Annotated in this window: 23 protein-coding genes; 15 read left to right on the plus strand and 8 right to left on the minus strand. The window is 63.9% G+C overall.

Annotated elements, in window-relative coordinates:
• Positions 1-80 precede the first annotated feature (80 nt).
• Positions 81-800, plus strand: a complete 720-nt coding sequence (locus tag GST84_24260) for a 16S rRNA (uracil(1498)-N(3))-methyltransferase (GenBank protein ID XGB15286.1) — start codon at positions 81-83, stop codon at positions 798-800.
• Here GST84_24260 and GST84_24265 read toward each other — a convergent pair whose 3' ends face one another.
• The 7 genes from GST84_24265 to GST84_24295 form a co-directional block, all read right to left on the minus strand.
• Positions 801-1,418, minus strand: coding sequence for a hemolysin III family protein (locus GST84_24265; protein ID XGB15287.1), 618 nt, complete (start codon positions 1,416-1,418; stop codon positions 801-803). It lies immediately after the preceding gene.
• A 138-nt stretch (positions 1,419-1,556) separates the two neighbouring features.
• On the minus strand, positions 1,557-2,030 hold the full coding sequence (locus tag GST84_24270) for a chemotaxis protein CheW (protein XGB15288.1): 474 nt from the start codon (positions 2,028-2,030) through the stop codon (positions 1,557-1,559).
• Positions 2,023-6,963, minus strand: a complete 4,941-nt coding sequence (locus tag GST84_24275; GenBank protein XGB15289.1) for a response regulator — start codon at positions 6,961-6,963, stop codon at positions 2,023-2,025. Before GST84_24275 ends, GST84_24270 begins: the two co-directional genes overlap by 8 nt.
• A gap of 12 nt (positions 6,964-6,975) precedes the next feature.
• Positions 6,976-9,036, minus strand: coding sequence for a chemotaxis protein (locus GST84_24280; GenBank protein XGB15290.1), 2,061 nt, complete (start codon positions 9,034-9,036; stop codon positions 6,976-6,978).
• A gap of 11 nt (positions 9,037-9,047) precedes the next feature.
• Positions 9,048-9,602 (minus strand): chemotaxis protein CheW, encoded by a 555-nt coding sequence (locus tag GST84_24285; GenBank protein ID XGB15291.1) that lies wholly within the window; start codon positions 9,600-9,602, stop codon positions 9,048-9,050.
• The gene (locus GST84_24290; protein ID XGB15292.1) at positions 9,599-9,964 is read right to left on the minus strand and encodes a response regulator; all 366 of its coding nucleotides are present in this window, start codon (positions 9,962-9,964) and stop codon (positions 9,599-9,601) included. Before GST84_24290 ends, GST84_24285 begins: the two co-directional genes overlap by 4 nt.
• Positions 9,965-10,011: 47 nt before the next feature.
• Positions 10,012-10,413 carry a response regulator gene (locus GST84_24295; protein ID XGB15293.1) on the minus strand — a complete coding sequence of 134 codons (402 nt, stop codon included), beginning with the start codon at positions 10,411-10,413 and terminating at the stop codon, positions 10,012-10,014.
• Positions 10,414-10,651: 238 nt separating this feature from the next.
• On the opposite strand from GST84_24295, the gene gshB reads away from it, so the two are divergent.
• The 14 genes from gshB to GST84_24365 all read left to right on the plus strand — a co-directional run bounded on the left by gshB (position 10,652) and on the right by GST84_24365 (position 25,415).
• Positions 10,652-11,605, plus strand: a complete 954-nt coding sequence (gene gshB, locus GST84_24300; GenBank protein ID XGB15294.1) for a glutathione synthase — start codon at positions 10,652-10,654, stop codon at positions 11,603-11,605.
• 91 nt (positions 11,606-11,696) lie between these two features.
• Positions 11,697-12,602: a TonB family protein gene (locus GST84_24305; protein XGB15295.1), complete on the plus strand. Its 906-nt coding sequence runs from the start codon at positions 11,697-11,699 to the stop codon at positions 12,600-12,602.
• Positions 12,603-13,641: 1,039 nt separating this feature from the next.
• Positions 13,642-14,211, plus strand: a complete 570-nt coding sequence (locus tag GST84_24310; GenBank protein ID XGB15296.1) for a YqgE/AlgH family protein — start codon at positions 13,642-13,644, stop codon at positions 14,209-14,211.
• Positions 14,211-14,636: a Holliday junction resolvase RuvX gene (gene ruvX, locus GST84_24315; GenBank protein XGB15297.1), complete on the plus strand. Its 426-nt coding sequence runs from the start codon at positions 14,211-14,213 to the stop codon at positions 14,634-14,636. The genes GST84_24310 and ruvX overlap by 1 nt, the downstream gene beginning before the upstream one ends.
• Before the next feature lie 49 nt (positions 14,637-14,685).
• Entirely contained in the window at positions 14,686-15,204 is a 519-nt protein-coding gene (gene pyrR / locus GST84_24320) for a bifunctional pyr operon transcriptional regulator/uracil phosphoribosyltransferase PyrR (protein XGB15298.1), read from the plus strand.
• A 12-nt stretch (positions 15,205-15,216) separates the two neighbouring features.
• Positions 15,217-16,221, plus strand: a complete 1,005-nt coding sequence (locus GST84_24325; protein XGB15299.1) for an aspartate carbamoyltransferase catalytic subunit — start codon at positions 15,217-15,219, stop codon at positions 16,219-16,221.
• Positions 16,218-17,489, plus strand: coding sequence for a dihydroorotase (locus GST84_24330; protein ID XGB15300.1), 1,272 nt, complete (start codon positions 16,218-16,220; stop codon positions 17,487-17,489). Before GST84_24325 ends, GST84_24330 begins: the two co-directional genes overlap by 4 nt.
• Before the next feature lie 211 nt (positions 17,490-17,700).
• Complete coding sequence (hslV, locus tag GST84_24335) at positions 17,701-18,231, plus strand: ATP-dependent protease subunit HslV (protein XGB15301.1); 531 nt, start codon at positions 17,701-17,703, stop codon at positions 18,229-18,231.
• Positions 18,232-18,307: 76 nt separating this feature from the next.
• Positions 18,308-19,651, plus strand: coding sequence for an ATP-dependent protease ATPase subunit HslU (gene hslU, locus GST84_24340; GenBank protein ID XGB15302.1), 1,344 nt, complete (start codon positions 18,308-18,310; stop codon positions 19,649-19,651).
• Positions 19,652-19,817: 166 nt separating this feature from the next.
• On the plus strand, positions 19,818-20,195 hold the full coding sequence (locus GST84_24345) for a DUF971 domain-containing protein (GenBank protein XGB15303.1): 378 nt from the start codon (positions 19,818-19,820) through the stop codon (positions 20,193-20,195).
• A 268-nt stretch (positions 20,196-20,463) separates the two neighbouring features.
• Entirely contained in the window at positions 20,464-22,143 is a 1,680-nt protein-coding gene (gene phaC, locus GST84_24350; protein XGB15304.1) for a class II poly(R)-hydroxyalkanoic acid synthase, read from the plus strand.
• A gap of 62 nt (positions 22,144-22,205) precedes the next feature.
• Entirely contained in the window at positions 22,206-23,057 is an 852-nt protein-coding gene (gene phaZ, locus GST84_24355; GenBank protein XGB15305.1) for a poly(3-hydroxyalkanoate) depolymerase, read from the plus strand.
• Between the two features lie 48 nt (positions 23,058-23,105).
• On the plus strand, positions 23,106-24,788 hold the full coding sequence (gene phaC / locus GST84_24360) for a class II poly(R)-hydroxyalkanoic acid synthase (protein XGB15306.1): 1,683 nt from the start codon (positions 23,106-23,108) through the stop codon (positions 24,786-24,788).
• Positions 24,789-24,800: 12 nt separating this feature from the next.
• Positions 24,801-25,415 (plus strand): TetR family transcriptional regulator, encoded by a 615-nt coding sequence (locus GST84_24365; GenBank protein ID XGB15307.1) that lies wholly within the window; start codon positions 24,801-24,803, stop codon positions 25,413-25,415.
• 121 nt (positions 25,416-25,536) lie between these two features.
• Here the strand turns inward: GST84_24365 and GST84_24370 are convergent, their stop codons facing one another.
• Entirely contained in the window at positions 25,537-26,322 is a 786-nt protein-coding gene (locus GST84_24370) for a poly(hydroxyalkanoate) granule-associated protein (protein ID XGB15308.1), read from the minus strand.
• Positions 26,323-26,331 lie beyond the last annotated feature (9 nt).

Below are 26,331 nucleotides of genomic sequence, written 5' to 3' on the forward strand. Positions count from 1 at the left end.
TGCCAGGCACCGCGGCGCCTGATTCGCGGGCACGCCCGCTCCCACAGGGATCTGTGTCTCTCTATTTACCGAGCAAACCCATGAGACTGTCCCGCTTCTTCATCGACGCCCCCCTGAGCCTTGGCGAGCACGACCTGCCCGAGGCCCAGGCCCACTACATTGGCCGCGTGCTGCGCATGGCTCCCGGCGACGCCGTGCAGCTGTTCGATGGCAGCGGCCAGGAATTCCGTGGTCAGTTGCTTGAGGTGGGCAAGAAAACTGTCCGCGTCAGCCTTGACCAGGCCTTTGCCGGCCAGGCCGATTCACCGCTGCATGTGCACCTGGGCCAGGGCCTTTCCCGTGGCGAGCGCATGGACTGGGCGATCCAGAAGGCCACCGAGCTTGGCGCCAATGAAATCACGCCGATCGTCAGCGAACGCTGCGAAGTGCGCCTGAAAGACGAACGCGCCGACAAGCGCCTGGCCCACTGGCGCCAAGTGGCGATCAGCGCCTGTGAACAATGCGGGCGTTCTACCTTGCCCGTCATCCACCCACCCGTGCCCCTGGCCGAATGGTTGAGCAGCACCAAGGCTGACCTGAAGCTGGTCCTGCACCCGGTGGCCGAGCCGCTCACCAGCCATGAAAAGCCCGCAACCCTGGCCTTCGTGATCGGCCCCGAAGGCGGCCTTAGCGAGGCCGAAGTGGAGCAGGCCAAAGCCGCCGGCTTCCACGCAGCCCGCCTTGGCCCACGCGTGCTGCGCACCGAGACCGCGCCAGTGGTGGCGCTGTCGGTGGCACAGCAGTTGTGGGGCGATTTTTAATTAGCGTACGTAGAGCGACACCGCCACGAAGTGCATCAGGCTGCCAGCGATCACGAACAGGTGCCAGATGCCATGCCAGTGGCGGAAGCGGCTGTCGAAGGCGAAGAAGATGATGCCGACGGTGTAGAACACGCCGCCGGCAGCCAGCCAGGCGAAGCCGGCAGTGCCCAGCGAATTCAGCAGTGGTTTGACGGCCACCAGCACGATCCAGCCCATTACCGCATAGATGATGATCGACAGGATCCGTGCCTCGGAGCGCGGCTTGATCTCTTGCAACATGCCGATGATCGCCAGCCCCCAGACCACGCCGAACAGGCTCCATCCCCAAGGGCCGCGCAGGCTGACCAGGCAAAACGGCGTGTAGCTGCCGGCAATCAGCAGATAGATCGACAGATGGTCGAGCTTGCGCATGATCACTTTCGCCCGCCCACGGGTGCTGTGGTACAGGGTGGAAATGCTGTACAGCAACAGCAGCGTGCCGCCGTAGATGGAGAAACTGACGATCTTCCACGGGTCGCCTTGCATGCCCGCGACCACGATCAGCCAGATGGCACCAATAGCAGCGAGGACGGCACCGACCAAGTGGGTCCAGGCGTTGAAGCGTTCACCGTAATACATGCAAACACAGACCTCCTGAGGTGGGCTGGGTTCCTGAAGTGATGCTGATGATCCCTTCGCGGGTAAACCCGCTCCTACAACGGAGCGCAGCCATTGTAGGAGCGGGTTTACCCGCGAAGAGGCCCTGTGCCTCACATCCTACTCAAGATCAGGTTGCAGATCCGCGTCACGCACCAGCCTTTCCAATGCGACCAGGTCCGGCACCCGCGCCACCTGCTCACCCACCTGCACCGCCGCCAGCTCCAGCCTGCCCAGCGCCACATCCACATAGTTCAGCTGGCTGTCGAGCTTGCACGAGCGCGGAATGCCCTGCAGCAACAGCGCCAGGTACCGCAAACCGGTATCGCCCAAGGCATTGAGCACCACCACGCGAGCCCGCTCCCCGCACGGCGTCTCACCACCGCACGCGGCCTCGAAACCGATCAGCGGCAGGCGTTGCTGACGCCAATCGATCCACCCCAGGTGCCAGGCGGGGTCGCCATGCTGGCACACCAGGTTACGTTGCCCGCTCAGCTCGGCCACCGCCACGTTGGGCAACACCAGCGTGCGGTCCCCCAACGGCAGCAACAGCCCGGTCAGGCTGCTGCGCTGGCCGGAAATCAGTTCAAGCATGGGCCTGGCTCCAATGTGCGATGCTCTGCAACAGCAGCGATTCCTGGTACGGCTTGCCCAGGTATTCGTTGACGCCGATGGCCATGGCGCGGTCCCGGTGCTTCTGCCCGGTGCGCGAGGTGATCATGATGATCGGCAAGTCTTTGAGCCGCGCGTCACGGCGGATACGTGTGGCCACCTCAAAGCCGTCCATGCGCGGCATCTCGATATCCAGCAACAACACGTCGGGTCGGTGCTCTTCCAGCAGGGCCATGGCATCGACGCCATCCTTGGCCGTGAGCACGCTCATGCCGTGGCGCTCCAGCAGGCGGCTGGTGACTTTGCGTACGGTTACCGAATCGTCCACCACCATCACCAGCAAGGGACGGCGCGGTGCCGGGCCAAGCAACTGGCGTTGGCTGCCGCCACCGGGCAGGCGGGCCAGCCGTCGCTGCTGGCCGCGCAGTTGGCCCAGCAGGTCAAGAATCAGTACCACCCGGCCATCGCCTAGCAATGTCGCCCCCGATAGCCCGGCAACCGCAGCAAACTGCGGCCCCAGGCTTTTCACCACGATCTCGCGGCTGGGCGACAGGCTGTCGGCCTGAATGGCGAACGACTGCTCCTTGGAATGCACCAGCAGCACCGGCAACGGTACGCTCTGCCCCAGCAGCGCCGGGCGCGGCAGGCCTTGCAGCAACTCGCCCAGGTAGCGCAGCTCGTATTCGTGACCGGCATACACATAGCGGGGCGAGTCCAGCTGGTAGCACGCCGCAAGCTCGGCAGGTGGCACGCGGACGATGCCCTCAATGGTATTGAGCGGAATGGCGTATTGCTCTTCGCCCAGGTGCACCATCAGCGCACGGTTGATCGACACGGTGAACGGCAGGCGGATCAGGAAGCGCGCCCCCTTGCCCTGCGCCGACTCGATACTCATCGAGCCACCCAGTTGCTTGACCTCCTCGTGCACCACATCCATGCCCAGCCCGCGCCCGGAAATCTGGGTGATCTTTTCGGCGGTGGAAAAGCCTGGCCGCAGGATGAACTGCAGGATCTCGTGGTCACTCAACTGTGCCTGCGGGTCCAGCAGGCCGCGCTTGATGGCCTTGTGCCGCACCGCTTCCAGTGGCACGCCGGCACCATCATCCGTCATTTCGATGACGATATCGGCGCCCTCATGCAGCAAATTCAGGTGAATGGTGCCCTGCTCCGGCTTGCCGGCGGCCAGGCGCATTGCGCGGCTTTCCAGCCCGTGGTCAACGGCGTTGCGCAGCATATGCTCCAGCGGCGCCACCATACGTTCCAGTACGCTGCGGTCCAGTTCACCCTCGGCATTGCCAACCACCAACTCCACCTGCTTGCCCAGCTCGCTGGCCACCTGACGCACCACGCGCTGCAAGCGCGGCACCAGGCGTTCGAACGGCACCATCAGGGTGGCGGTCAGGCCCTCCTGCAACTGGCTGTTCACCCGCGCCTGCTGTTGCAGCAGGCTGTACGCCTCCTGAGCACGCTGAGCCAGGGTTTCCTTCAGATCGAGCAGGTCCGAGGCAGACTCGAAGAGGGCCCGTGACAGCTGCTGCAGCTGGGAGTGGCGGTCCATTTCCAGAGGGTCGAAGTCGTCATAGGCATCGCCTTCGAACTGCTGCCGGCTGGAGATTCGCCCCTGGGTCTCCACATCCAGACGCAGCAACTGATCACGCATGCGCTCAAGTGTGGTTTCCATCTCGTTGAGGGCGAACTGCGCGTCGTTGACCTGCTGCTCGATGCGCCCACGAATGATCGAGTGCTCGCCGGCCAGGTTACCCAGGTCGTCGAGCAGCTCGGCGTCGACCTTGACCATGTCACCTGGTGCCCGCTCTGGCGCTGCTGCCGGTGCTTCGGCGGTTGCAGCTTCTGGCGGCCCCTGGCCCGCGGCACTGTCGGTCAGTGCCGCACTGCTGAAGTTGCGAATGTAGTCGATCAGCGCTGTAGCGGCATGCAGCGGCTGCCCCAGGCGCACAGCGTCAAGCATATGCGCCAGACGGTCGTGGCAGTTCTGCAGCAGGGCGAACAGTGGCGCGCTTGGCGGCAATCTGCCGGCAGCCAACAGCTCGTAGAGAAACTCCAGTTCGTGGGCCAGGTCACCGATCGGGGTAATTTCGACCATACGCGCCACACCCTTGAGGGTATGCAGGTCGCGCATCAGGTTGTCCACCTCTACGCTGCTGCGCGGGTCGGCCTGCCAGCGTGCCAAGGCCGCCGCGGCGCTTTCGACGATGTCCGAGCTTTCTTCCAGAAACACTTCCAGCAGCTCTTCGCCGGGGCTTTCCGGTTTCTCGGCAAGCGGCTCGGCCACCTCCGGTTGCAACGGCGGGTGCGGCAACCCCAAGGTGTCGGACAGGTCCATGTCCGGGTGCAGTGGTGTGACCGTATCGATGCCCACCAGGCCGGTGGCATCCGGCGCCAGGGCCTGGTCCAGCAAGTTGCGCAGGCTGTCGACCAGCTCCGGGCGCGGCGGAATATCCTGCCCGGCGGCCACTTCGTCGAGCATGTCCAGCAGGGTCTCCTGGGCCCGCTGCGCCTGGCTGAAGAAGCGGGCATCGGCAGGCAGGCTGCCCTCCTCCACAGCGCCATACAGGTCCAGCAACGCCTCGCACACTTCATCCATCTGCCACAGGTCGGCCAGATGCGCGGCGTGCCCCAGGGTGGTCATCTGGTCGAGCAGATTATCCAGTGCGTCACGCTGGGCAGGCTGTTGCTGCCAACGCGACAACAACGTCTCTGCATCGAGCAGAATGTCCATGGCCTGCGCCAGGAAGCTGGCGACCAACTGCGGATCATGCTTGCGCCGGCCGGCATGGTGCGGGTCTTCATGCAGGCTGGCCAGGCGGCCGTCCACTGCCTGGCCGACCTGTTCGATCAGTTCCGCAGCGCCGGGGATGGCGGCCAGCGGTGTGCTATCGAGTTGCGCCAAACCCAGATGGAACAACGAGCGCGCAGCTTCCAGCCACTCCATCTCGGCCATTTGCAGTGGCAGTTGATGCCCCTTGTACTCACGGGCCAGGCGGTCGAAGGCAGTGGCCAGTTCTGCGACCGGCATCACCCCGGCCATGGCGGCACTGCCTTTGAGCGTGTGCAAGGCACGCTGCAAGTCATCGCTGACCGGCGTGTCGTGGCCGCCGGCGCTTTGCAGATAAACCTCAAGATTGGCCAGATGACCCTGCGCCTCGGTGCGAAAAATGCCCAGCAACTGCGGATCGAGGCCATCGACACCGGCAGCCGCCGGGGCATCGTTTTCGGCCAAGCTGTGCAAGTGCCCGGCCAATTGCTCGATTTCAGTCAGTTGCGGCAGCTGGCCGGCAGCAAAGTCGGCCATCAGGTCAGGCAAGTGAACGAACACCTGCTGCAGCGCTACAACCCCTTCCGGGCTGAGTACGCTGCGGCCCTCCAGCACCCGGTTCAGCAGGTGCTCGGCGCCCCAGGCCAGTTCAGCCACCGCCTCTGCATGCACCATGCGGCCACTGCCTTTGAGCGTGTGCAGCGCGCGACGCACTTCGCCCAGCGCTTCGCGCTGCTGGTTGTCGGCACGCCAGCGCAGCCAATGGCGCTCGATTTCCGGCAGCAGCTCGCCCGCTTCTTCAAGGAACACTTCGCGAAGCTCGTCATCGATACCATCGCCACTGCCGTCCTGGTCTGGGCTGGCACCGACCACCGCGCACTGCACACCCAGCGCCGCCAGGCTGGCCCGCGCCATCTCGATAAAGGGCTGGCCATCGGCCAGCGGGTCGGCCGCCCGCCATTGCAGGTAGCATTCGGCAGCGCTCAGTGCCTCGGCCAAGTGCGTCAGCTCATCAATCGGCGGCTCTTCGTCCAGGTGCTGCAGCCAACGCTGCACATAGCTTGCGCAGCCGACAAACAGCTCGGCCACGGCCGGCAGCATCAACATGGCCAGTGCCCCGCGGATCTGCTGCAACAGCCCCGGCAAGGGCTGCAGGCGTTGCCGGGGCCAGTCGGACTCCAGGTAATCGCCGATCAGATCCTTGGCCTGCTGCAGCACGTTCAGCGATTCATTCAGCACCAGCTGGCGTATCTCGGCCAGGTCCGAGCCCGGCAGGCTGCCTTGGCCGTTTTCCTCCAAAGGGCCGACCATGCCGTTCAGGGAGGCCTCCACGTACAGCAAAGCCCCCGCCACATCCATCAACACCGCGTCGTCCACCGCCCGCTCGCCCTGAGCCAATGCCTGCAATGCCAGCACCTGATCGATGATCACCCGCCGCGGTTGCTGAAAGCCCAATACCGCCAAGGTGTCAGCCACGTGGCGCAACGGTGCCAGTAGTGCATCGAGCTGCTCGCGGTGCTGACGGTCCCCGCGCCCGTACTGGTCCAGGCGCTCCTTGATGCGCATCAAGTCATCGCACAGTGCAGTCACCACCGAACGCAGCGCATCGCGCCCCGACCCGGCCTGCAACTGATCACGCCAGTTGCCCAGCGACAGGTCGAGGTTGGCAAGGTCATCGTCACCTGCAAAGCGTTGGGCGGCACCGGTCATCAGGCTGGCCTGGGCCAGCGGTTCCTCGCCACGGCAGGCACGCAGCTGGTTGAGCAACGGCAGCATCACCAGCGGCAGGTCGTGGCGGGCACCGCGTAATCGCTCAAGATACGAGGGCAACTGCTCCAGGCCGCGGAACAACGCCCCCAGGCAATCACCCCGGGGGCTGACCTGGCCGTCGGCCAACGCCTTGGCGAACAGCTCCAGCTCCTCGGCCAGGCGCGTGGCGCCGCGCAGTTCGAGCATGCGCAGGCAGCCGTGCACCTGATGCAGGTTGTCGACCACGAAAGCCATCATCGAAAGGTCGTCCGTCTCGCCAGCAAAGCGCTCCAGCGCCTGCCGTGCCTGACCCAGGCAATCGAGAATGGCGGCCTTGGTCCAGGCCAGCGCCACTGTTTCGTGACGCTCGGGGCTTACTGCAGACGCCATGGTCACTATTCCTCAACGCGGCTCGGTAGGTGGCGGCAGGGTGAATCCGGACACCGAACGGCGCATCTCGCTCGCCATGCGGGCCAAGTGGCGGATGCTGTCGGCGGTGGCGCCGGAGCCGGCGGAGGTTTGCGCGGTGATCTGCTGAATCACTGCCATGGTGTGGGAGATCTGCCCGGCGGACGAGGTCTGCAACTGGGCAGCGTCGGAGATGCTGTGGATAAGGTCGGCGAGGTTCTGCGACACCCCTTCGATCTCGGCCAGCGCCACCCCGGCATCCTGGGCCAGGCGTGCGCCACGCACCACTTCGGCGGTGGTTTGCTCCATGGAGATCACCGCTTCGTTGGTATCGGCCTGAATGGTACGCACCAGCGCCTCGATCTGGCGGGTGGCAGACGATGAGCGCTCAGCCAGGCGCTGCACCTCGTCGGCAACCACGGCAAACCCACGGCCGGCTTCCCCGGCCAACGAAGCCTGGATGGCAGCGTTCAGGGCAAGAATGTTGGTCTGATCGGCAATGTCGTCGATCAGGCTGACGATGTCGCCGATTTCCTGAGAGGATTCGCCAAGGCGCTTGATCCGTTTGGCGGTGTCCTGGATCTGCTCGCGAATGTTGTCCATGCCGTTGATGGTGTTGTGCACCACCTCATTGCCTTTGTTGGCGATGGCCACCGAACGCTCGGCCACTTTGGCCGATTCGTAAGCATGCGCCGAAACCCGGTCAATCGACTCAACCATGTCACCCACCGCCTCGGACGCCTCGCTGATCTGTGCGGCCTGGTGCTCGGAGGCCTTGGCCAGTTGCCGCGCGGTGTTCTGCGTGTCCTGCACGGCGGCCGCGACCTGCACTGCACTGTGGTTGATGGTGGCGACCAGATCGCGCAACTGGTCCACGGAATAGTTGATCGAGTCGGCAATGGCGCCGGTGAAGTCTTCAGTCACCGATACTGTCACCGTCAGGTCGCCATCTGCCAGCTCTTCGATTTCGTCGAGCAGGCGCATGATGGCCTGCTGGTTACGTTCGTTCTTTTCTGCGGTCTCGCGCAGTTGGCGGTTGGTGGTACGCACCATGACCAGGCCGATAAGGATGATCGAGGCCAGCGCCAGCAGGCCCAAGACATAGCCGCCAACGGTGTCGAGGGTGCGACCGCCGGCCAGGTTCTCGAAACCGTTCGCCAGGTGTGAAGCTTCGTCGAGCAAGGTTTGCGACAGGCTGAAGATGTTGCCCGCAGCCTCACGCACACGGAACAGTTCGGGCGAGGTTTCGAGGATTTCGTCCACCGAACCGGCAACGAACTGGAACAACTCGGCGATTTCGGCCAGCCGTGCGCGGGCGTCGGCGTCTTCTACACGGGTTACCTGGATCGTCGCATTGCCATTGAGCATGCCCTCCAGCACCTGGCCAAAGCGCCCGGCGTCACGGCCGAAGGCATCGGCCGCCTGGGCGGCGCTGTCGTCACCGGCCAGGACGGTGTTGACCGAGCCAAGAATACGTTCGGCCAGCAACAGTTGGCGCTGAGCCACTGCAACCTGACTGGCCGGGGCACCGCTCTGCAGCAGGATCTCGACCACTTTTTCATATTCCACCTGTAACTGCGGCACGGTCTCGGCCAGGGTCGCTGCCACCTGATGCAGCGACAGCACGGTCTGCTCGCTGGCCAGGATGATGTCGGTGTTCTTGCGCAGGTTTTCCCAGTCGCGGCGTACCGATTCCATCTCGTCACGCACCGAAGGCGGCGCAGGCGGCAGGCCAGTGGACTTGTCCCCTTGGCGCAGGTAGCCCCAGCGCTGCTCGAAATCATTGCGCGCATCCGACAGCAGCTTGAAGGCCAAGGCCTTGCCGGTGGCCGCCTCGGTGGCGTTCTTGGCGATACGCTGCGACAGCACGCGCAGCTCGCCGGCATGGCCGATGTACTGCTTGTCGTAGTTGGATTGGGTATTGAGGTAAGCAAAGTTTGCGAATAGCAAGATGATCGAGAGGATCAGTATCAGGAACAGCACGGTGATCTGCGCGATGCTGCGGGTACGTGGGCTCACGGTGGTGGCAGTGACGGGGGTGGCAGGCTTGTTCACGTTCGCAGGTCCTATAACGCCACATCGAGAAAGCCCGGCGCCTGGGCCAGGGCAAAGGGGCTGAAGATCGCCCAGTTACGTTCACGCGGAAAATACCCCTGCACAAAGCGTGCAGCGGCAGCGATCAGAGGCTGCGGCGGCGACAGCTGCAGGCTGTCGAGGGCAAAGTGCTGAAGGCCCAGCACCTCGTCGACCAGCAAGCCGACGAACAGGTCGTCGTGATCCAGCACCAGCACTCGCCGCTGCTTGCCCGGTGCGGCGTGGCCCAGGCCGAAGAAGCAGCTCAAGTCCATTACCGGCAACAGCCGGCCACGCAGGTTGGCTACCCCACATACCCATGGCTGCACGCCGGGTACGCGGCTACTACGTGGTTCGCGCAGCACCTCGGCCACTTCGCCCATGGGCGCGACGAACCACTGCCCGGCAATGCTAAAGCCAATGCCGCTCCACTGCTGCACGCGGTTGTCCTGCAGCGGCTGATCGGCGACCAGCAGGCGGCAGCGCCGGTCGATGTCCAGCAACAACTCAAAGGCGGTCAGCGACGCGCCTTGCGGGCGGGTGGTCAAGCCCCCAGCACTTCTTTGAGCTTGGCGATCAGCGCTTCCTCTTCCACCGGTTTGGTCAGGAAGTCACGGGCACCCTGGCGCGTGGCCCAGATACGGTCGGTTTCCTGGTCCTTGGTGGTTACCACGATCACTGGAATAGCGCTGGTTTCCGGGTCCTTGCTGAGCTGGCGGGTGGCCTGGAAGCCGTTCATGCCAGGCATGACGATGTCCATCAGCACCGCGTCGGGCTTGTCCTGCCGGGCCAGAGCCACGCCGTCGGCACCGTTGCTGGCCTTGAGCACCTGGTAGCCGTGCTTTTCCAGCCATTCGGTCAATCTGTACATCTCTGTCGGCGAGTCGTCGACAATCAGAACTCGGGCCATGCTGTTTCCCCATCAGGAAAGTAGGACCGCGCCATGGCGGGGCTCGGTCAGGGTACGTGTTGTTGAGGTGCGGCAAACCCGGGCACATGGGCGCGGATCGCGTCGAGCAGTTCTTCCTTGCTGAACGGCTTGGTCAGGAACTGATCGGAACCGACCACCCGGCCGCGGGCCTTGTCGAACAGGCCATCGCGCGACGACAGCAGGATAACCGGGGTATCCTTGAAGGCACTGTTGTGCTTGATTACCGCGCAGGTCTGGTAGCCGTCCAGGCGTGGCATCAGCACATCGACGAAAATGATGCTGGGCTGATGGTCGACGATCTTGGCCAGGGCATCGAAGCCATCGCTGGCAGTGATCACCTCGCAACCCGCTTCACCGAGCAGCATCTGCGCGGTGCGGCGGATCGTGCGGGAATCGTCGATCACCATCACCTTCAGGGGTTGTTCCATAGATGCCTACCAGTAGGATTGAAGCCGCAAGTTGCAAGCGGCAAGCTGCAAGAAAGCAGCTCGGCGCATGGATGCTCTTTTCTTGAGGCTTGTAGCTCAAGGCTTGCAGCTGCATTTTTAGCATACTCCGGGTGGCCATTCCATCTGCCGCGCCCCTTGACCGGCGGCGTTCGCGGCGCCACCCTGAGCCACTTTTCTTTCGATCCACCGCGGCCACCTGCCGCCAAGAGGACCCCCCATGAGCGTTCGCCTCGGCATTGTCATGGACCCCATCGCGTCCATCTCCTACAAGAAGGACAGCTCGCTGGCCATGCTGCTGGCCGCCCAGGCACGCGGCTGGAGCCTGTTCTACATGGAACAGCAAGACCTGTATCAGGGCGAAGGCAAGGCCCGCGCCCGCATGCGCCCGCTGAACGTGTTTGCCGACCCGGCACGCTGGTTCGAACTGGGCGAGGAGCAGGACAGCCCGCTGGCCGAGCTGGACGTGATCCTGATGCGCAAGGACCCGCCCTTCGACATGGAGTTTGTCTATAGCACTTACCTGCTGGAGCAAGCCGAGGCCGAAGGCGTACTGGTGGTAAACCGCCCGCAAAGCCTGCGCGACTGCAACGAAAAAATGTTCGCCACGCTGTTCCCGCAATGCACCACCCCAACCTTGGTCAGCCGCCGCCCGGACATCATTCGCGAATTCGCTGCCACGCATCCAGACGTGATCCTCAAGCCACTGGATGGCATGGGCGGTACGTCGATCTTCCGTCACCGGGCGGGCGACCCCAACCTGTCGGTGATCCTGGAAACCCTGACCGCGCTGGGCACCCAGCAAATCATGGCCCAGGCCTACCTGCCGGCAATCAAGGACGGCGACAAGCGCATCCTGATGATCGACGGCGAGCCAGTGGACTATTGCCTGGCACGTATTCCGGCCAGCGGCGAAACCCGTGGCAACCTGGCCGCTGGCGGGCGTGGCGAAGCCCGCCCACTGACCGAGCGCGACCGCTGGATCGCCGCCCAGGTCGGCCCGACGCTGCGCGAGAAGGGCCTGCTGTTCGTTGGCCTGGACGTGATCGGCGACTACCTCACCGAAATCAACGTCACCAGCCCCACCTGTATTCGCGAAATCGATGCCGCCTACAACACCGATATCGGTGGCAAGCTGATGGATGCCATTGATCGCAAGCTCAAGGCACGCTGACAGCCAACGCGAAGTAAAGCCGTAGAGTGGGGTATGATGCCGGTCCTATTCGACTGAGCTGCTGCCCCGCCCTGCGGTTGCTGGATACCTGATGACGCTGCCCGCTGACGTCCCTGCCGACCTGCTGCCTCCCCGTGTTCGCCCTGCGGACCGGCTCGGCTTCACCCTGTTCCTGGCTGCGCTGGTGCACCTGGCGCTGATACTCGGCGTGGGTTTCACCGTGGTCAAGCCTGCCGAAATCCGCCACACCATGGACATCACCCTGGCCACCTTCAAGAGCGAGAAGCCGCCCGAGAAGGCTGACTTCCAGGCCCAGGACAACCAGCAAGGCAGCGGCACCCTGGACAAGAAAGCGGTGCCCAAGACCACCGAACTGGCGCCTTTCCAGGACAGCAAGATCAACAAGATCACCCCACCGCCTGCGGCCAGGCCCGAGGTGGTTCCACCCCCTACCCCGAAAAAGTCGGCGGTGGTGACTACGGCGCCCAAGCCGCACAAGGTCGAACCCAAACCCAAGGAAAGCAAAGCACAGCCCAAGCCAGCCGCACCGGCACCGGACTTCGACAGCTCGCAGCTGTCCAGCCAGATCGCCAGCCTGGAGGCGGAGCTGTCCAACGAGCAGCAGATGTACGCCAAGCGCCCGCGCATCCATCGCCTGAACGCCGCGTCGACCATGCGCGACAAGGGCGCCTGGTACAAGGAAGAGTGGCGCAAGAAGGTCGAGCGCGTGGGCAACCTGAACTATCCCGACGAAGCGCGCCGGCAGCAGATCTACGGCAACTTGCGCATGATGGTGTCGATCAACCGCGATGGCTCGCTGTACGAGGTGCTGGTGCTGGAATCATCCGGGCAGCCAGTGCTGGACCAGGCTGCGCAGCGCATCGTGCGGCTGGCGGCGCCATTTGCACCGTTTACCGGGGATCTGGCCGAGTTTGACCGGCTGGAGATCATCCGCACCTGGCGCTTCGCCCGTGGGGACCGTTTGTCCAGTAACTGAGGCATCGCGAGCTATGCTCGCTCCTACGTTTGTTTCGGGCCAATTATTTCTGGGGGGGATTTGCGCGCGGGCGCCTTGGCGCTTGGCGCGATATTGCGTCGTACAAACAAGGCGGTCGCGCGCGCCTGTCGCAGGCGTTACTGGCCAGAAACAAACGTAGGAGCGAGCGCAGCTCGCGATGCGCCGCGCGGGCGGCGCTCGATTTCTGCCACCCCCTAAAACCCACGGCAAACACACCCGGCCATTGCGCAACGTCATGCCAGGCGGTGTGGCCTTGAGGGTATGGCGGTAGAGATGCGTCGCCTGGAAGATCGAGCGCCGCCTGTATGGCGGTAGAGGTGCGTCGCCTGGAAGATCGAGCGCCGCCCGCGCGGCGCATCGCGAGCTACGCTCGCTCCTACGTTTGTTTCGGGCCAATTATTTCTGGGGGATTTGCGCGCGTACGCCTTGGCGCATGACGCGATATCGCGTCGTACAAACAAGGCGGTCGCGCGCGCCTGTCACAGGCGTTACTGGCCAGAAACAAACGTAGGAGCGAGCGCAGCTCGCGATGCGCCGCGCGGGCGGCGCTCGATTTCTGCCACCCCATAAAACCCACGGCAAACACACCCAGCCATTGCGCAACGTCATGCCAGGCGGTGTGGCCTTGAGGGTATGGCGGTAGAGATGCGTCGCCTGGGAGATCGAGCGCCGCCTGTATGGCGGTAGAGGTGCGTCGCCTGGGAGACCGAGCGCCGCCCGCGCGGCGCATCGCGAGCTGCGCTCGCTCCTACGTTTGTTTCGGGCCAGTCATTCCTGTGGGATTTGCGCGCGTACGCCTTGGCGCATGACGCGATATCGTGTGGTACGGACCAGGTGGTCGCGCGCGCCTGTCACTGGCGTTACTGGCCAGAAACAAACGTAGGAGCGAGCGCAGCTCGCGATGCGCCGCGCGGGCGGCGCTCGATCTCGAAGACACCAAAACCCTCACGACAACCGCCAACCAGACGACACAAATCCGCACCTTGTCAGTCTCGCCACCTGGCGCCACACTATCCCCATGAAAACCCTCGCACCCAGCTACCTCAAGCACCAGTTCCTGATCGCCATGCCACACATGGCCGATCCGAACTTCGCCCAGACCCTCACGTACATCGTCGAGCACAATGAGCATGGCGCCATGGGCCTGGTGGTCAACCGACCACAGGAACTGAGCCTGGCCGACATCCTCGAGCAACTGCGCCCGGACGAAACGCCGCCGGCCAGCACCTTGCAGGTGCCGATCTACCAGGGTGGCCCGGTACAAACCGACCGCGGCTTCGTGTTGCACAGCAGCGAGTGCAGTTTCCAGGCCAGCGTGGCGCTGGAGGGGCTGTCGCTGACCACGTCACAGGACATATTGCTGGCTATCGCCGCCGGGGTGGGCCCGAAGCAGAGCCTGATCACCTTGGGCTATGCCGGTTGGGAAGCGGGCCAACTGGAAGCGGAGCTGGCAGACAACGCCTGGCTGAACTGCCCGTTCGACCCGGATATTGTCTTCGGCATGGCCAGCGACCTGCGCCTGGAGGCTGCGGCCGCCAGCCTGGGGATCAACCTGCACCTGCTGACCAGCCAGGCGGGCCACGCCTGATGGCTGAGCTACGCCTGCTGCTGGGCTTCGACTATGGCAGCAAACAGATCGGCGTGGCCGTCGGCCAGGTGATTACCGGCCAGGCCCGCGAACTGTGCACCCTGAAGGCGCAGAACGGCGTACCGGACTGGGCCCAGGTGGAAAAGCTGATTGCCGAATGGAAGCCAGATGCCATTGTCGTCGGCCTACCGCTGAACATGGACGGCACTCCCAGCGAAATGAGCGCCCGTGCCGAAAAGTTCGCCCGCCGCCTGAACGGCCGCTTCAACCTGCCCGTGCACACGCACGACGAGCGCCTGACCACCTTCGAGGCCAAAGGCGAGCGCATGGCCCGTGGCGGCCAGCGTGGCAGCTACCGCGACAACCCGGTCGATGCCATTGCCGCTGCCTTGTTGCTGCAAGGCTGGCTGGAGGCCAATACCTGATCATCTTTGCCGCCGGGCCCACCCGGCGCACCCTTCCGAGGAGCCCGCAATGAGCCTACCCAATCCCGCCGAGCTGATCCGGCAGATGGCTGTCGACCTTCGTGCCCACCTGGCGCGCCGGGCAATCACCGAGCCCCGTTACATCGGTATCCGCACCGGCGGAGTCTGGGTTGCCCAGGCCCTGCAGGAAGCGATGGGCGACACCAGCCCCATGGGCACCCTGGACGTGTCGTTCTACCGCGACGACTTCAGCCAGAACGGCCTGCACCCGCAAGTGCGCCCGTCCGAGTTGCCGTTCGAGGTCGAAGGCCAGCACCTGGTGCTGGTGGATGACGTGCTGATGAGCGGTCGTACCATCCGCGCGGCGCTCAACGAACTGTTCGATTACGGCCGCCCGGCCAGCGTTACCCTGGTCTGCCTGCTGGACCTGGATGCCGGCGAACTGCCGATTCGCCCGAACGTGCTCGGCGCCACCCTGTCGCTGGGCGCCCATGAACGGGTAAAATTGACCGGACCCGCACCGCTCGCCCTCGAGCGCCAGGACCTCGCCTCCGCTTCCGCCCTTTAAGAGTCCCCCGCGATGACGCCAATCGACGCCAAGCGCCCGCTGCAGCTCAATGATCAGGGCCAGCTGCGCCACTTCCTCTCGCTTGACGGTTTGCCCCGCGAACTGCTCACCGAGATCCTCGACACCGCCGACTCCTTCCTGGAAGTCGGCGCCCGAGCTGTGAAAAAAGTCCCGTTGCTGCGCGGCAAGACTGTGTGCAACGTGTTCTTCGAGAACTCGACCCGTACCCGTACCACCTTCGAACTGGCAGCCCAGCGCCTGTCGGCCGACGTGATCAGCCTGAATGTGTCGACCTCCTCGACCAGCAAGGGCGAGACCCTGTTCGATACCCTGCGCAACCTCGAAGCCATGGCCGCCGACATGTTCGTCGTACGCCACTCCGACTCCGGCGCCGCGCACTTCATCGCCGAGCACGTGTGCCCGGAGGTTGCCGTGATCAACGGCGGCGACGGCCGTCACGCGCACCCGACCCAGGGCATGCTCGACATGCTCACCATCCGCCGCCACAAAGGCAGCTTCGAAAACCTGTCCGTGGCTATCGTCGGCGACATCCTGCACTCGCGTGTGGCCCGTTCCGACATGCTCGCGCTGAAAGCGCTGGGTTGCCCGGACATCCGCGTGATCGGGCCGAAAACCCTGATCCCCATCGGTATCGAGCAGTACGGCGTGAAGGTCTACACCGACCTCGCCGAAGGCCTGAAAGACGTCGACGTAGTGATCATGCTGCGCCTGCAGCGTGAGCGCATGGCCGGTGGCCTGCTGCCCAGCGAAGGCGAGTTCTACCGCCTGTTCGGCCTGACGACTGCACGCCTGGCCGCAGCCAAGCCCGATGCAATCGTCATGCACCCGGGCCCAATCAACCGTGGCGTGGAAATCGAGTCGGCGGTTGCCGACGGCAAGCATTCGGTGATCCTCAACCAGGTCACCTACGGCATCGCCGTGCGCATGGCCGTGCTGTCCATGGCCATGAGCGGGCAGAACGCGCAACGTCAATTCGACCAGGAGAACGCCCAGTGACCATCAGTATTCTCGGCGCCCGGGTCATCGACCCCAACAGCGGCCTGGACCAGGTCACCGACCTGCACCTGGACGGCGGCCGCATTGCCGCCATCGGTGCCGCACCGGCCGGTTTCAGCGCCAGCCGCACGATCCAGGCTGATGGCCTGGTCGCAGCACCCGGCCTGGTCGACCTGGGCGTGTCCCTGCGCGAGCCGGGTTATAGCCGCAAAGGCAACATCGCCAGTGAAACCCGCGCTGCCGTGGCTGGGGGCGTCACCAGCCTGTGCTGCCCGCCGCAGACCAAGCCGGTGCTGGACACCTCGGCGGTAGCCGAACTTATCCTTGACCGTGCCCGCGAAGCCGCCAACAGCAAGGTCTACCCGGTCGGCGCCCTGACCAAGGGCCTGGAAGGCGAGCAACTGGCCGAACTGGTGGCCCTGCGTGACACCGGTTGCGTAGCATTTGGCAACGGCCTGAAGGAAATCCCCAACAACCGTACCCTGGCCCGCGCCCTGGAGTATGCCGCCACCTTCGACCTGACGGTGGTGTTCCACTCCCAGGACCGCGATCTGGCCCAGGGCGGCCTGGCCCACGAGGGTGCCATGGCCAGCTTCCTCGGCCTGCCGGGCATCCCGGAAAGCGCCGAAACCGTGGCCCTGGCGCGCAACCTGCTGCTGGTGGAACAGAGCGGCGTGCGTGCGCACTTCAGCCAGATCACCAGCGCCCGTGGCGCGCGGCTGATTGCCCAGGCCCAGGCCTTGGGCCTGCCTGTGACCGCCGATGTAGCGCTGTACCAGCTGATCCTCACGGACGAGTCGCTGCGCGATTTCTCCAGCCTGTACCACGTGCAGCCGCCGCTGCGCACCGCTGCCGACCGTGACGGGTTGCGCGAGGCGGTGAAGTCGGGGGTGATCCAGGCCATCTCCAGCCACCACCAGCCGCACGAGCGCGACGCCAAGCTGGCCCCGTTCGGCGCCACCGAGCCAGGTATCAGCAGCGTCGAGTTGCTGCTGCCACTGGCCATGACCCTGGTGCAAGACGGCCTGCTCGACCTGCCGACCTTGCTGGCCCGTCTGAGCAGCGGCCCGGCTGCCGCCCTGCGCCTGCCGGCCGGGGAGCTGAAAGTAGGCGGCCCGGCCGACCTGGTGCTGTTCGACCCGCAAGCCTCCACCGTTGCCGGCGAACAATGGTTCTCCCGTGGCGAGAACTGCCCGTTCATCGGCCACTGCCTGCCGGGGGCGGTGCGTTATACCTTGGTCGACGGGCACGTCTGCCACGAGGCCTGAGTAACATGCTTCGCGGGCACGCCCGCTCCCACAGGATCACCACAATTCCAAGGCATGTGGTAACCCTGTGGGAGCGGGCATGCCCGCGAATGCCTTCACATAGTCCCCCCGCCAAGCGCGACCATTCATCCCCCCCGGTTGAAATCCTTCCCCCCACCCCCATATGAGTCTGCATCAGGCACTTTCGCCCCGCTGCGTGGAGACTCTCCCCTTGACCACAATCGTTTCTGTCCGCCGTAACGGCAAAGTCGTCATGGGCGGCGACGGCCAGGTATCCCTTGGCAACACCGTGATGAAAGGCAACGCCAAGAAGGTGCGCCGCCTGTACCACGGCCAGGTCATCGCGGGCTTCGCCGGCGCTACCGCCGACGCTTTCACCCTGTTCGAGCGCTTTGAAGGTCAGCTGGAAAAACACCAGGGCCACCTGGTACGCGCCGCCGTCGAGCTGGCCAAGGAATGGCGTACCGACCGCTCCCTGAGCCGCCTGGAAGCCATGCTCGCCGTGGCCAACAAGGATGCATCCCTGATCATCACCGGTAACGGTGACGTGGTCGAACCCGAAGACGGCCTGATCGCCATGGGTTCCGGCGGCGCCTATGCCCAGGCCGCAGCCCGTGCCCTGCTGAACAAGACCGACCTCTCGGCCCGCGAAATCGCCGAGACCGCCCTGAACATCGCCGGCGACATCTGCGTGTTCACCAACCACAACCTGACCATCGAGGAGCAGGACCTGGCCGACTGATTCAGCTGTTCTGGCGCCCCTTCCCGGCGAAGGGGCTTTTCCACGCTGACTCACCTGCCCAAGGACCGTATTGATCATGTCCATGACCCCCCGCGAGATCGTCCACGAACTCAATCGCCACATCATCGGCCAGGACGACGCCAAGCGCGCCGTGGCCATTGCCCTGCGCAACCGCTGGCGGCGCATGCAGCTCCCTGCCGAGCTACGTGCCGAAGTCACCCCCAAGAACATCCTGATGATCGGCCCTACCGGCGTCGGCAAGACCGAAATCGCCCGCCGTCTGGCCAAGCTGGCCAACGCGCCGTTCCTCAAGGTCGAAGCCACCAAGTTCACCGAAGTGGGCTACGTGGGCCGCGACGTCGAGTCGATCATCCGTGACCTGGCCGATGCCGCGCTGAAGATGCTGCGCGAGCAGGAAATCATCCGCGTGCGCCACCGCGCCGAAGACGCCGCCGAAGACCGCATCCTCGACGCCCTGCTGCCCCAGGCGCGCGTCACCAGCTTCAGCGAAGAAGCCGCACAGACCAGCAGCGACTCCAACACTCGCCAGCTGTTCCGCAAACGCCTGCGCGAAGGCCAACTGGACGACAAGGAAATCGAGATCGAAGTGGCCGATGCCGTCGGTGTCGAAATTGCTGCGCCGCCCGGCATGGAAGAAATGACCAACCAGCTGCAGAGCCTGTTTGCCAATATGGGCAAGGGCAAGCGCAAAGCGCGCAAGCTGAAGGTAAAAGAAGCGCTGAAGATGGTTCGCGATGAAGAAGCGAGCCGCCTGGTCAACGAGGAAGAGCTCAAGGCCAAGGCCCTGGAAGCGGTCGAACAGCACGGCATCGTGTTTATCGACGAGATCGACAAGGTTGCCAAGCGTGGCAACGTTGGCGGTGCCGACGTATCCCGCGAAGGCGTACAGCGCGACCTGCTGCCGCTGATCGAAGGCTGCACCGTCAACACCAAGCTGGGCATGGTCAAGACCGACCACATTCTGTTCATTGCCTCGGGTGCATTCCACCTGAGCAAGCCGAGCGACCTGGTGCCCGAGCTGCAAGGCCGCCTGCCGATCCGTGTTGAACTGAAGGCACTGACCCCGGAAGACTTCGAGCGCATCCTGCAAGAGCCGCACGCGTCGCTGACCGAGCAGTACCAGGCATTGCTGAAGACCGAAGGCCTGAACATCGAGTTCCTCGCCGACGGCATCAAGCGCCTGGCCGAGATTGCCTACCAGGTCAACGAGAAAACCGAAAACATCGGTGCCCGCCGCCTGCACACCCTGCTCGAGCGCTTGCTCGAAGAGGTGTCGTTCAGTGCGGGCGACCTGGCCAGCACCCATGACGAAGCGCCGATCCAGATCGATGCGGCGTATGTGAACAGCCACCTCGGTGAGCTGGCGCAGAACGAAGACCTGTCGCGTTACATCCTGTAAGACCAGTTTCGACAGCTTCGCGGGCAAGCCCGCTCCTGCACATGTCACCACATCCCTTGGGCCTGTGGTGATCCGTGCAGGAGCGGGCTTGCCTGCGAAGAGGCCCTTGAATCCCTTTCCCATAAGCTGGAAGCTGTGCTTCATCAGCTCCCGAGAGATTCTGCCCATGGCCCGCCTGCCTACCGCCATCAACCTGCACAAAGCCTCCAAAACCCTCAGCCTCACCTACGCGCCCGGCGAGGTCTACCACCTGCCCGCCGAATTCCTGCGCGTGCACTCTCCCTCCGCCGAGGTCCAGGGCCACGGCAACCCCATCCTGCAGTTCGGCAAGATCAATGTCGGCCTCAGTGGCCTGGAACCTGCCGGCCAATATGCACTGAAACTGACCTTCGACGACGGTCATGACAGCGGCTTGTTCACCTGGGAATACCTTGAGCAACTGTGCCTGCGCCAGGAACAACTGTGGGCGGAATACCTCGACGAGTTGCACAAGGCCGGCAAATCCCGCGACCCAGCCGAATCTGTGGTCAAGCTCATGCTCTAGCGCAAGGCCTGCGGGGTTTAGAGCGCATTTTCTAAATTCATCTGTTTGAATGGGTTGCAGACAGCCCAGTGAAGGGCTGTCTTGCGCATTACACGAAAGTCGGGTAACCAATGGGTGTGGCAAGTTCCCTGCATCACTTTGCAGGTCGTCAGCACCCACGCAGCACCGCTGTTCCTTATCACTGGTCACCCGAGTAGCAGTACCGGGCTCAGGGCTGTGCACCCACCACAGCAACCGGTACTCGTCTCAGGACAACGGAGCGTCGTAGATGAGTAACAAGAACAACGATGAGCTGCAGCGGCAGGCCTCGGAAAACACCCTGGGGCTGAACCCGGTCATCGGCATCCGCCGCAAGGACCTGTTGAGCTCGGCACGCACCGTGCTGCGCCAGGCCGTGCGCCAACCGCTGCACAGCGCCAAACATGTGGCTCACTTTGGCCTGGAGCTGAAGAACGTGCTGCTGGGCAAATCCAGCCTGGCCCCGGAAAGCGACGACCGTCGCTTCAATGACCCGGCCTGGAGCAACAACCCGCTGTACCGCCGCTACCTGCAAACCTATCTGGCCTGGCGCAAGGAGCTGCAGGACTGGGTCAGCAGCAGCGACCTGTCCCCCCAGGACATCAGCCGCGGCCAGTTCGTCATCAACCTGATGACCGAGGCCATGGCGCCGACCAATACCCTGTCCAACCCGGCTGCGGTCAAACGCTTCTTCGAAACCGGCGGCAAGAGCCTGCTCGATGGCCTGTCCAACCTGGCCAAGGACATGGTCAATAACGGCGGCATGCCTAGCCAGGTGAACATGGATGCCTTCGAAGTGGGCAAGAACCTGGGCACCAGCGAAGGCGCGGTGGTGTACCGCAACGATGTGCTGGAGCTGATCCAGTACAGCCCCATCACCGAGCAGGTGCACGCCCGCCCGCTGCTGGTGGTGCCACCGCAGATCAACAAGTTCTATGTGTTCGACCTCAGCCCGGAAAAGAGCCTGGCGCGCTTCTGCCTGCGCTCGCAGCAGCAGACCTTCATCATCAGCTGGCGCAACCCGACCAAGGCCCAGCGCGAGTGGGGCCTGTCCACCTACATCGATGCGCTGAAAGAAGCCGTCGACGCGGTGCTGGCGATTACCGGCAGCAAAGACTTGAACATGCTTGGCGCCTGCTCCGGCGGCATCACCTGTACCGCACTGGTGGGCCACTATGCCGCCATTGGTGAGAACAAGGTCAACGCCCTGACCCTGCTGGTCAGCGTGCTGGACACCACCATGGACAACCAGGTCGCATTGTTTGTCGACGAGCAGACCTTGGAGGCAGCCAAGCGCCACTCCTATCAGGCGGGCGTGCTGGAAGGCAGCGAAATGGCCAAGGTGTTCGCCTGGATGCGCCCCAACGACCTGATCTGGAATTACTGGGTAAACAACTACCTGCTCGGCAATGAGCCCCCCGTATTCGACATCCTGTTCTGGAACAACGACACCACGCGCCTGCCGGCCGCCTTCCACGGCGACCTGATCGAAATGTTCAAGACCAACCCGCTGACCCGCCCCGACGCCCTGGAAGTGTGCGGCACCGCGATCGACCTGAAACAGGTCAAATGTGACATCTACAGCCTCGCCGGCACCAACGACCACATCACCCCATGGCCGTCATGCTACCGCTCGGCACATCTGTTCGGCGGCAAGATCGAATTCGTACTGTCCAACAGCGGGCATATCCAGAGCATCCTCAACCCGCCGGGTAACCCGAAGGCACGCTTCATGACCGGTGCCGACCGCCCGGGCGACCCGGTGGCCTGGCAGGAAAACGCCATCAAGCATGCAGACTCCTGGTGGTTGCACTGGCAGAGTTGGCTGGGCGAGCGTGCCGGCGCGCTGAAAAAGGCACCGACCCGCCTGGGCAACCGTGCGTATGCCGCCGGTGAAGCCTCCCCAGGCACCTACGTTCACGAGCGTTGAGTTACAGCGCCGTGGCGGCCTGCAAGGCGCCACGGTGTTTACTTCACCCAAGAGTCACGTGCATGCCGCAACCCTATATTTTCAGGACCGTCGAGCTGGACAACCAGTCCATCCGTACCGCTGTTCGCCCCGGCAAGCCGCACCTGACACCGTTGCTGATCTTCAACGGCATCGGCGCCAACCTCGAGCTGGTGTTTCCGTTCATCGAAGCACTTGATCCGGACCTGGAAGTCATCGCCTTCGATGTGCCCGGGGTCGGCGGCTCGTCCACACCGCGCCACCCGTATCGCTTCCCTGGGCTGGCCAAGCTGACCGCGCGGATGCTCGACTACCTCGACTACGGCCAGGTCAACGTAATCGGCGTGTCCTGGGGCGGCGCCCTGGCCCAGCAGTTCGCTCACGATTACCCCGAGCGCTGCAAGAAGCTGGTGCTGGCCGCAACCGCTGCCGGCGCGGTCATGGTGCCAGGCAAGCCCAAGGTGCTGTGGATGATGGCCAGCCCCCGGCGTTACGTGCAGCCGTCGCATGTCATCCGCATTGCACCGATGATCTATGGCGGCGGCTTCCGACGTGACCCAGACCTGGCCATGCACCATGCCGCCAAAGTGCGCTCCGGCGGCAAACTGGGCTACTACTGGCAGCTGTTCGCCGGGCTCGGCTGGACCAGCATCCACTGCCTGCACAAGATCCAGCAGCCCACCCTGGTACTGGCCGGCGACGACGACCCGCTGATCCCGCTGATCAACATGCGCCTGCTAGCCTGGCGGATTCCCAATGCCCAGCTACACATTATCGACGACGGCCATCTGTTCCTGATCACCCGGGCAGAAGCCGTCGCCCCGATCATCATGAAGTTCCTGCAGGAAGAACGTCAGCGTGCGGTCATGCATCCCCGTCCGGCCTCGGGGGGGTGAAACAGCTGCGGCCTGACAGGGAAATGGATTAGACGAGGGAGTGTTGCCATGAAAGACAAACCGGCCAAAGGATCGACAACGCTCCCCGCCACCCGCATGAACGTGCAGAACGCCATCCTCGGCCTGCGCGGCCGCGACCTGCTTTCCACGCTACGCAACGTCGGCCGCCACGGCCTGCGCCACCCGCTGCATGCCGCACACCATCTGCTGGCGCTTGGCGGGCAGTTGGGGCGGGTAATGCTGGGGGACACGCCCTACCAGCCGAACCCGCGTGACGCACGCTTCAGTGACCCGACCTGGAGCCAGAACCCGTTCTACCGCCGCGGCCTGCAGGCCTATCTGGCCTGGCAGAAGCAGACACGCCAGTGGATCGATGAAAGCCACTTGAACGACGATGATCGAGCCCGCGCCCATTTTCTGTTCAACCTGATCAACGATGCGCTGGCGCCCAGCAACTCACTGCTCAATCCGCTGGCGGTCAAGGAGCTGTTCAACACTGGCGGCCAGAGCCTGGTGCGCGGCGTGGCCCACCTGCTCGACGACCTGCGTCACAACGATGGGCTGCCGCGTCAGGTGGACGAGCGCGCCTTTGAAGTGGGCGTTAACCTGGCCGCAACCCCTGGCGCAGTGGTATTTCGCAACGAACTGCTGGAGCTGATCCAGTACTCGCCGATGAGCGAAAAGCAGCACGCACGCCCACTGCTGGTCGTGCCGCCTCAGATCAACAAGTTCTACATCTTCGACCTCAGCGCTACCAACAGCTTTGTCCAGTACATGCTCAAAAGCGGCTTGCAGGTGTTCATGGTCAGTTGGCGCAACCCCGACCCACGCCACCGTGAATGGGGCCTTTCCAGCTACGTGCAAGCCTTGGAGGAAGCGCTCAATGCCTGCCGCAGTATCAGCGGCAACCGCGACCCCAACCTGATGGGCGCCTGTGCCGGCGGCCTGACCATGGCCGCACTGCAAGGCCACCTGCAAGCCAAGAAGCAATTGCGCCGGGTGCGCAGTGCCACCTATCTGGTCAGCTTGCTGGACAGCAAGTTCGAAAGCCCGGCCAGCCTGTTCGCCGATGAACAAACCATCGAAGCGGCCAAGCGGCGCTCCTATCAGCGTGGCGTGCTGGACGGTGGCGAAGTGGCACGGATCTTTGCCTGGATGCGGCCCAACGACCTGATCTGGAACTACTGGGTCAACAACTACCTGCTCGGCAAGACACCGCCGGCTTTCGACATCCTGTACTGGAATGCCGACAGCACGCGCCTGCCCGCCGCGCTGCATGGCGACCTGCTGGAGTTTTTCAAGCTCAACCCCTTGACCTACGCGTCCGGGCTGGAGGTGTGCGGTACGCCGATCGACCTGCAGCAGGTCAATATCGACAGCTTTACCGTGGCCGGCAGCAACGACCACATCACGCCATGGGACGCGGTGTACCGCTCGGCCTTGCTGCTGGGTGGCGAGCGGCGCTTCGTGCTGGCCAACAGCGGGCATATCCAGAGCATCATCAACCCGCCAGGCAACCCCAAAGCCTACTACCTGGCCAACCCCAAGCTGAGCAACGACCCGCGCGCCTGGTTCCACGATGCCAAGCGCAGCGAAGGCAGCTGGTGGCCGTTGTGGCTGGAGTGGATCACCGCCCGCTCCGGCCTGCTCAAGGCGCCGCGCACTGAACTGGGCAACGCCACTTACCCACCGCTAGGCCCCGCGCCAGGTACCTACGTGCTGACCCGATGAGCTGCTGACTGGATGAAAACCCGCGATCGTATCCTTGAATGCGCCCTGCAGTTGTTCAATCAGCAGGGCGAACCCAACGTATCCACCCTGGAAATTGCCAACGAACTCGGCATCAGCCCAGGCAACCTGTACTACCACTTCCATGGCAAGGAGCCGGTGGTACTGGGCTTGTTCGAGCGCTTTGAAGAAGCGTTGATGCCGTTGCTGGACCCGCCGCTGGAGGTGCGTCTGGACGCAGAGGATTACTGGCTGTTTCTGCACTTGATCGTCGAGCGCATGGCTCAGTACCGCTTCCTGTTCCAGGACTTGTCCAACCTGACCGGGCGCCTGCCCAAGCTCGCCCGAGGCATGCGCAGCCTGATCAATGCGATCAAACGCACGCTGGCGGCGCTGTTGGCCAGCCTCAAGAGCCAGGGGCTGGTAGAGAGTGATACCCAGGCGCTGGGTCAACTGGTGGAGCAGATCACCCTGACGCTGATGTTCTCGCTGGATTATCAGCGTGTGCTGGGGCGCGAGGGGGATGTGGGGATCGTGGTGTATCAGGTGATGATGCTGGTGGCGCCGCATCTGCAGGCCCAGGCACGGGCGGCGGCGGAGCAACTGGCAGTGAAGTACCTGGAGGGGTAGGCCGAGCAGATCCGTGGTGGGGCCTTCGCGGGCATGCCCGCTCCCACAGGGTCTGCGCTGATGTTCGGATCTGCGCTGTACCTGTGGGAGCGGGCGAGCCCGCGAAGAAAGCGACGCGGTATCAGATCAGGGTACCGGTGCCAGTCGGTGCCGACGGCGTGCTGCTGGCCGGGGTAGCGGCAGGTGCCGGTGCTGTGGTCGCAGCAGGCGCAGCGCTGGCAGCTGGTGCTGCTGGTTTGGCCGCTGCCGGTTTGGCTGGAGCTTTCTTCACCGCAGGTTTCTTGGCTGCCGCAGGTTTGGCCGCTGCAGGCTTGGCTGCTGGCTTGGCTGCAGGTTTTGCCGCTGCGGTTTTGGCTGCGGGTTTTGCCGCTGCGGTTTTAGCAGCAGGTTTGGCCGCCGCCGTTTTCGCCGCAGGCTTGGCTGCTGCTTTGGCCAGTGGCTTGGCCGCAGCCTTGCTCGCAGCCGGCTTGGTTGCTGCAGTGCGCGACGAAATCGGCGTAACCGAAGCACCGGTCAGCTTCTCGATCTGCTTGGTCAGGCTGTCCACCTGCTGGTGCAGTGCCTTGATCTCGTTGCGGCTCGGCACACCAAGGCGCGAGATGGCGCTGTTAAGGCGCTTGTCGAAGGCTTCTTCAAGTTCGCTCCACTTGCCCAGCGCACGGTCCTTCACGCCCGACACCCGCGAAGTGGTCGAAGACTTGGCAGTCTCGGCAACATCTTCAGCCGTCTTTTTCGCCTGTTTCTCGGCCTTCTCGCCATCCTTTACCAGCGAGTCGAACAGCTTCGGGCCGTCCTGGTCGATCTTCGAATAGATACCCAGCCCAGCCAGCCAGATCTTGCGGGAGTATTTCTCGATCCCGCCGACCCAGGAGCTGCCTTCTTTTTCGGTGTTCTTCTTGCCAGCCATCCTGCTCTC

It is taken from the genome of Pseudomonas putida (assembly GCA_041879295.1).
GTDB classification, from domain to species: domain Bacteria; phylum Pseudomonadota; class Gammaproteobacteria; order Pseudomonadales; family Pseudomonadaceae; genus Aquipseudomonas; species Aquipseudomonas putida_Y.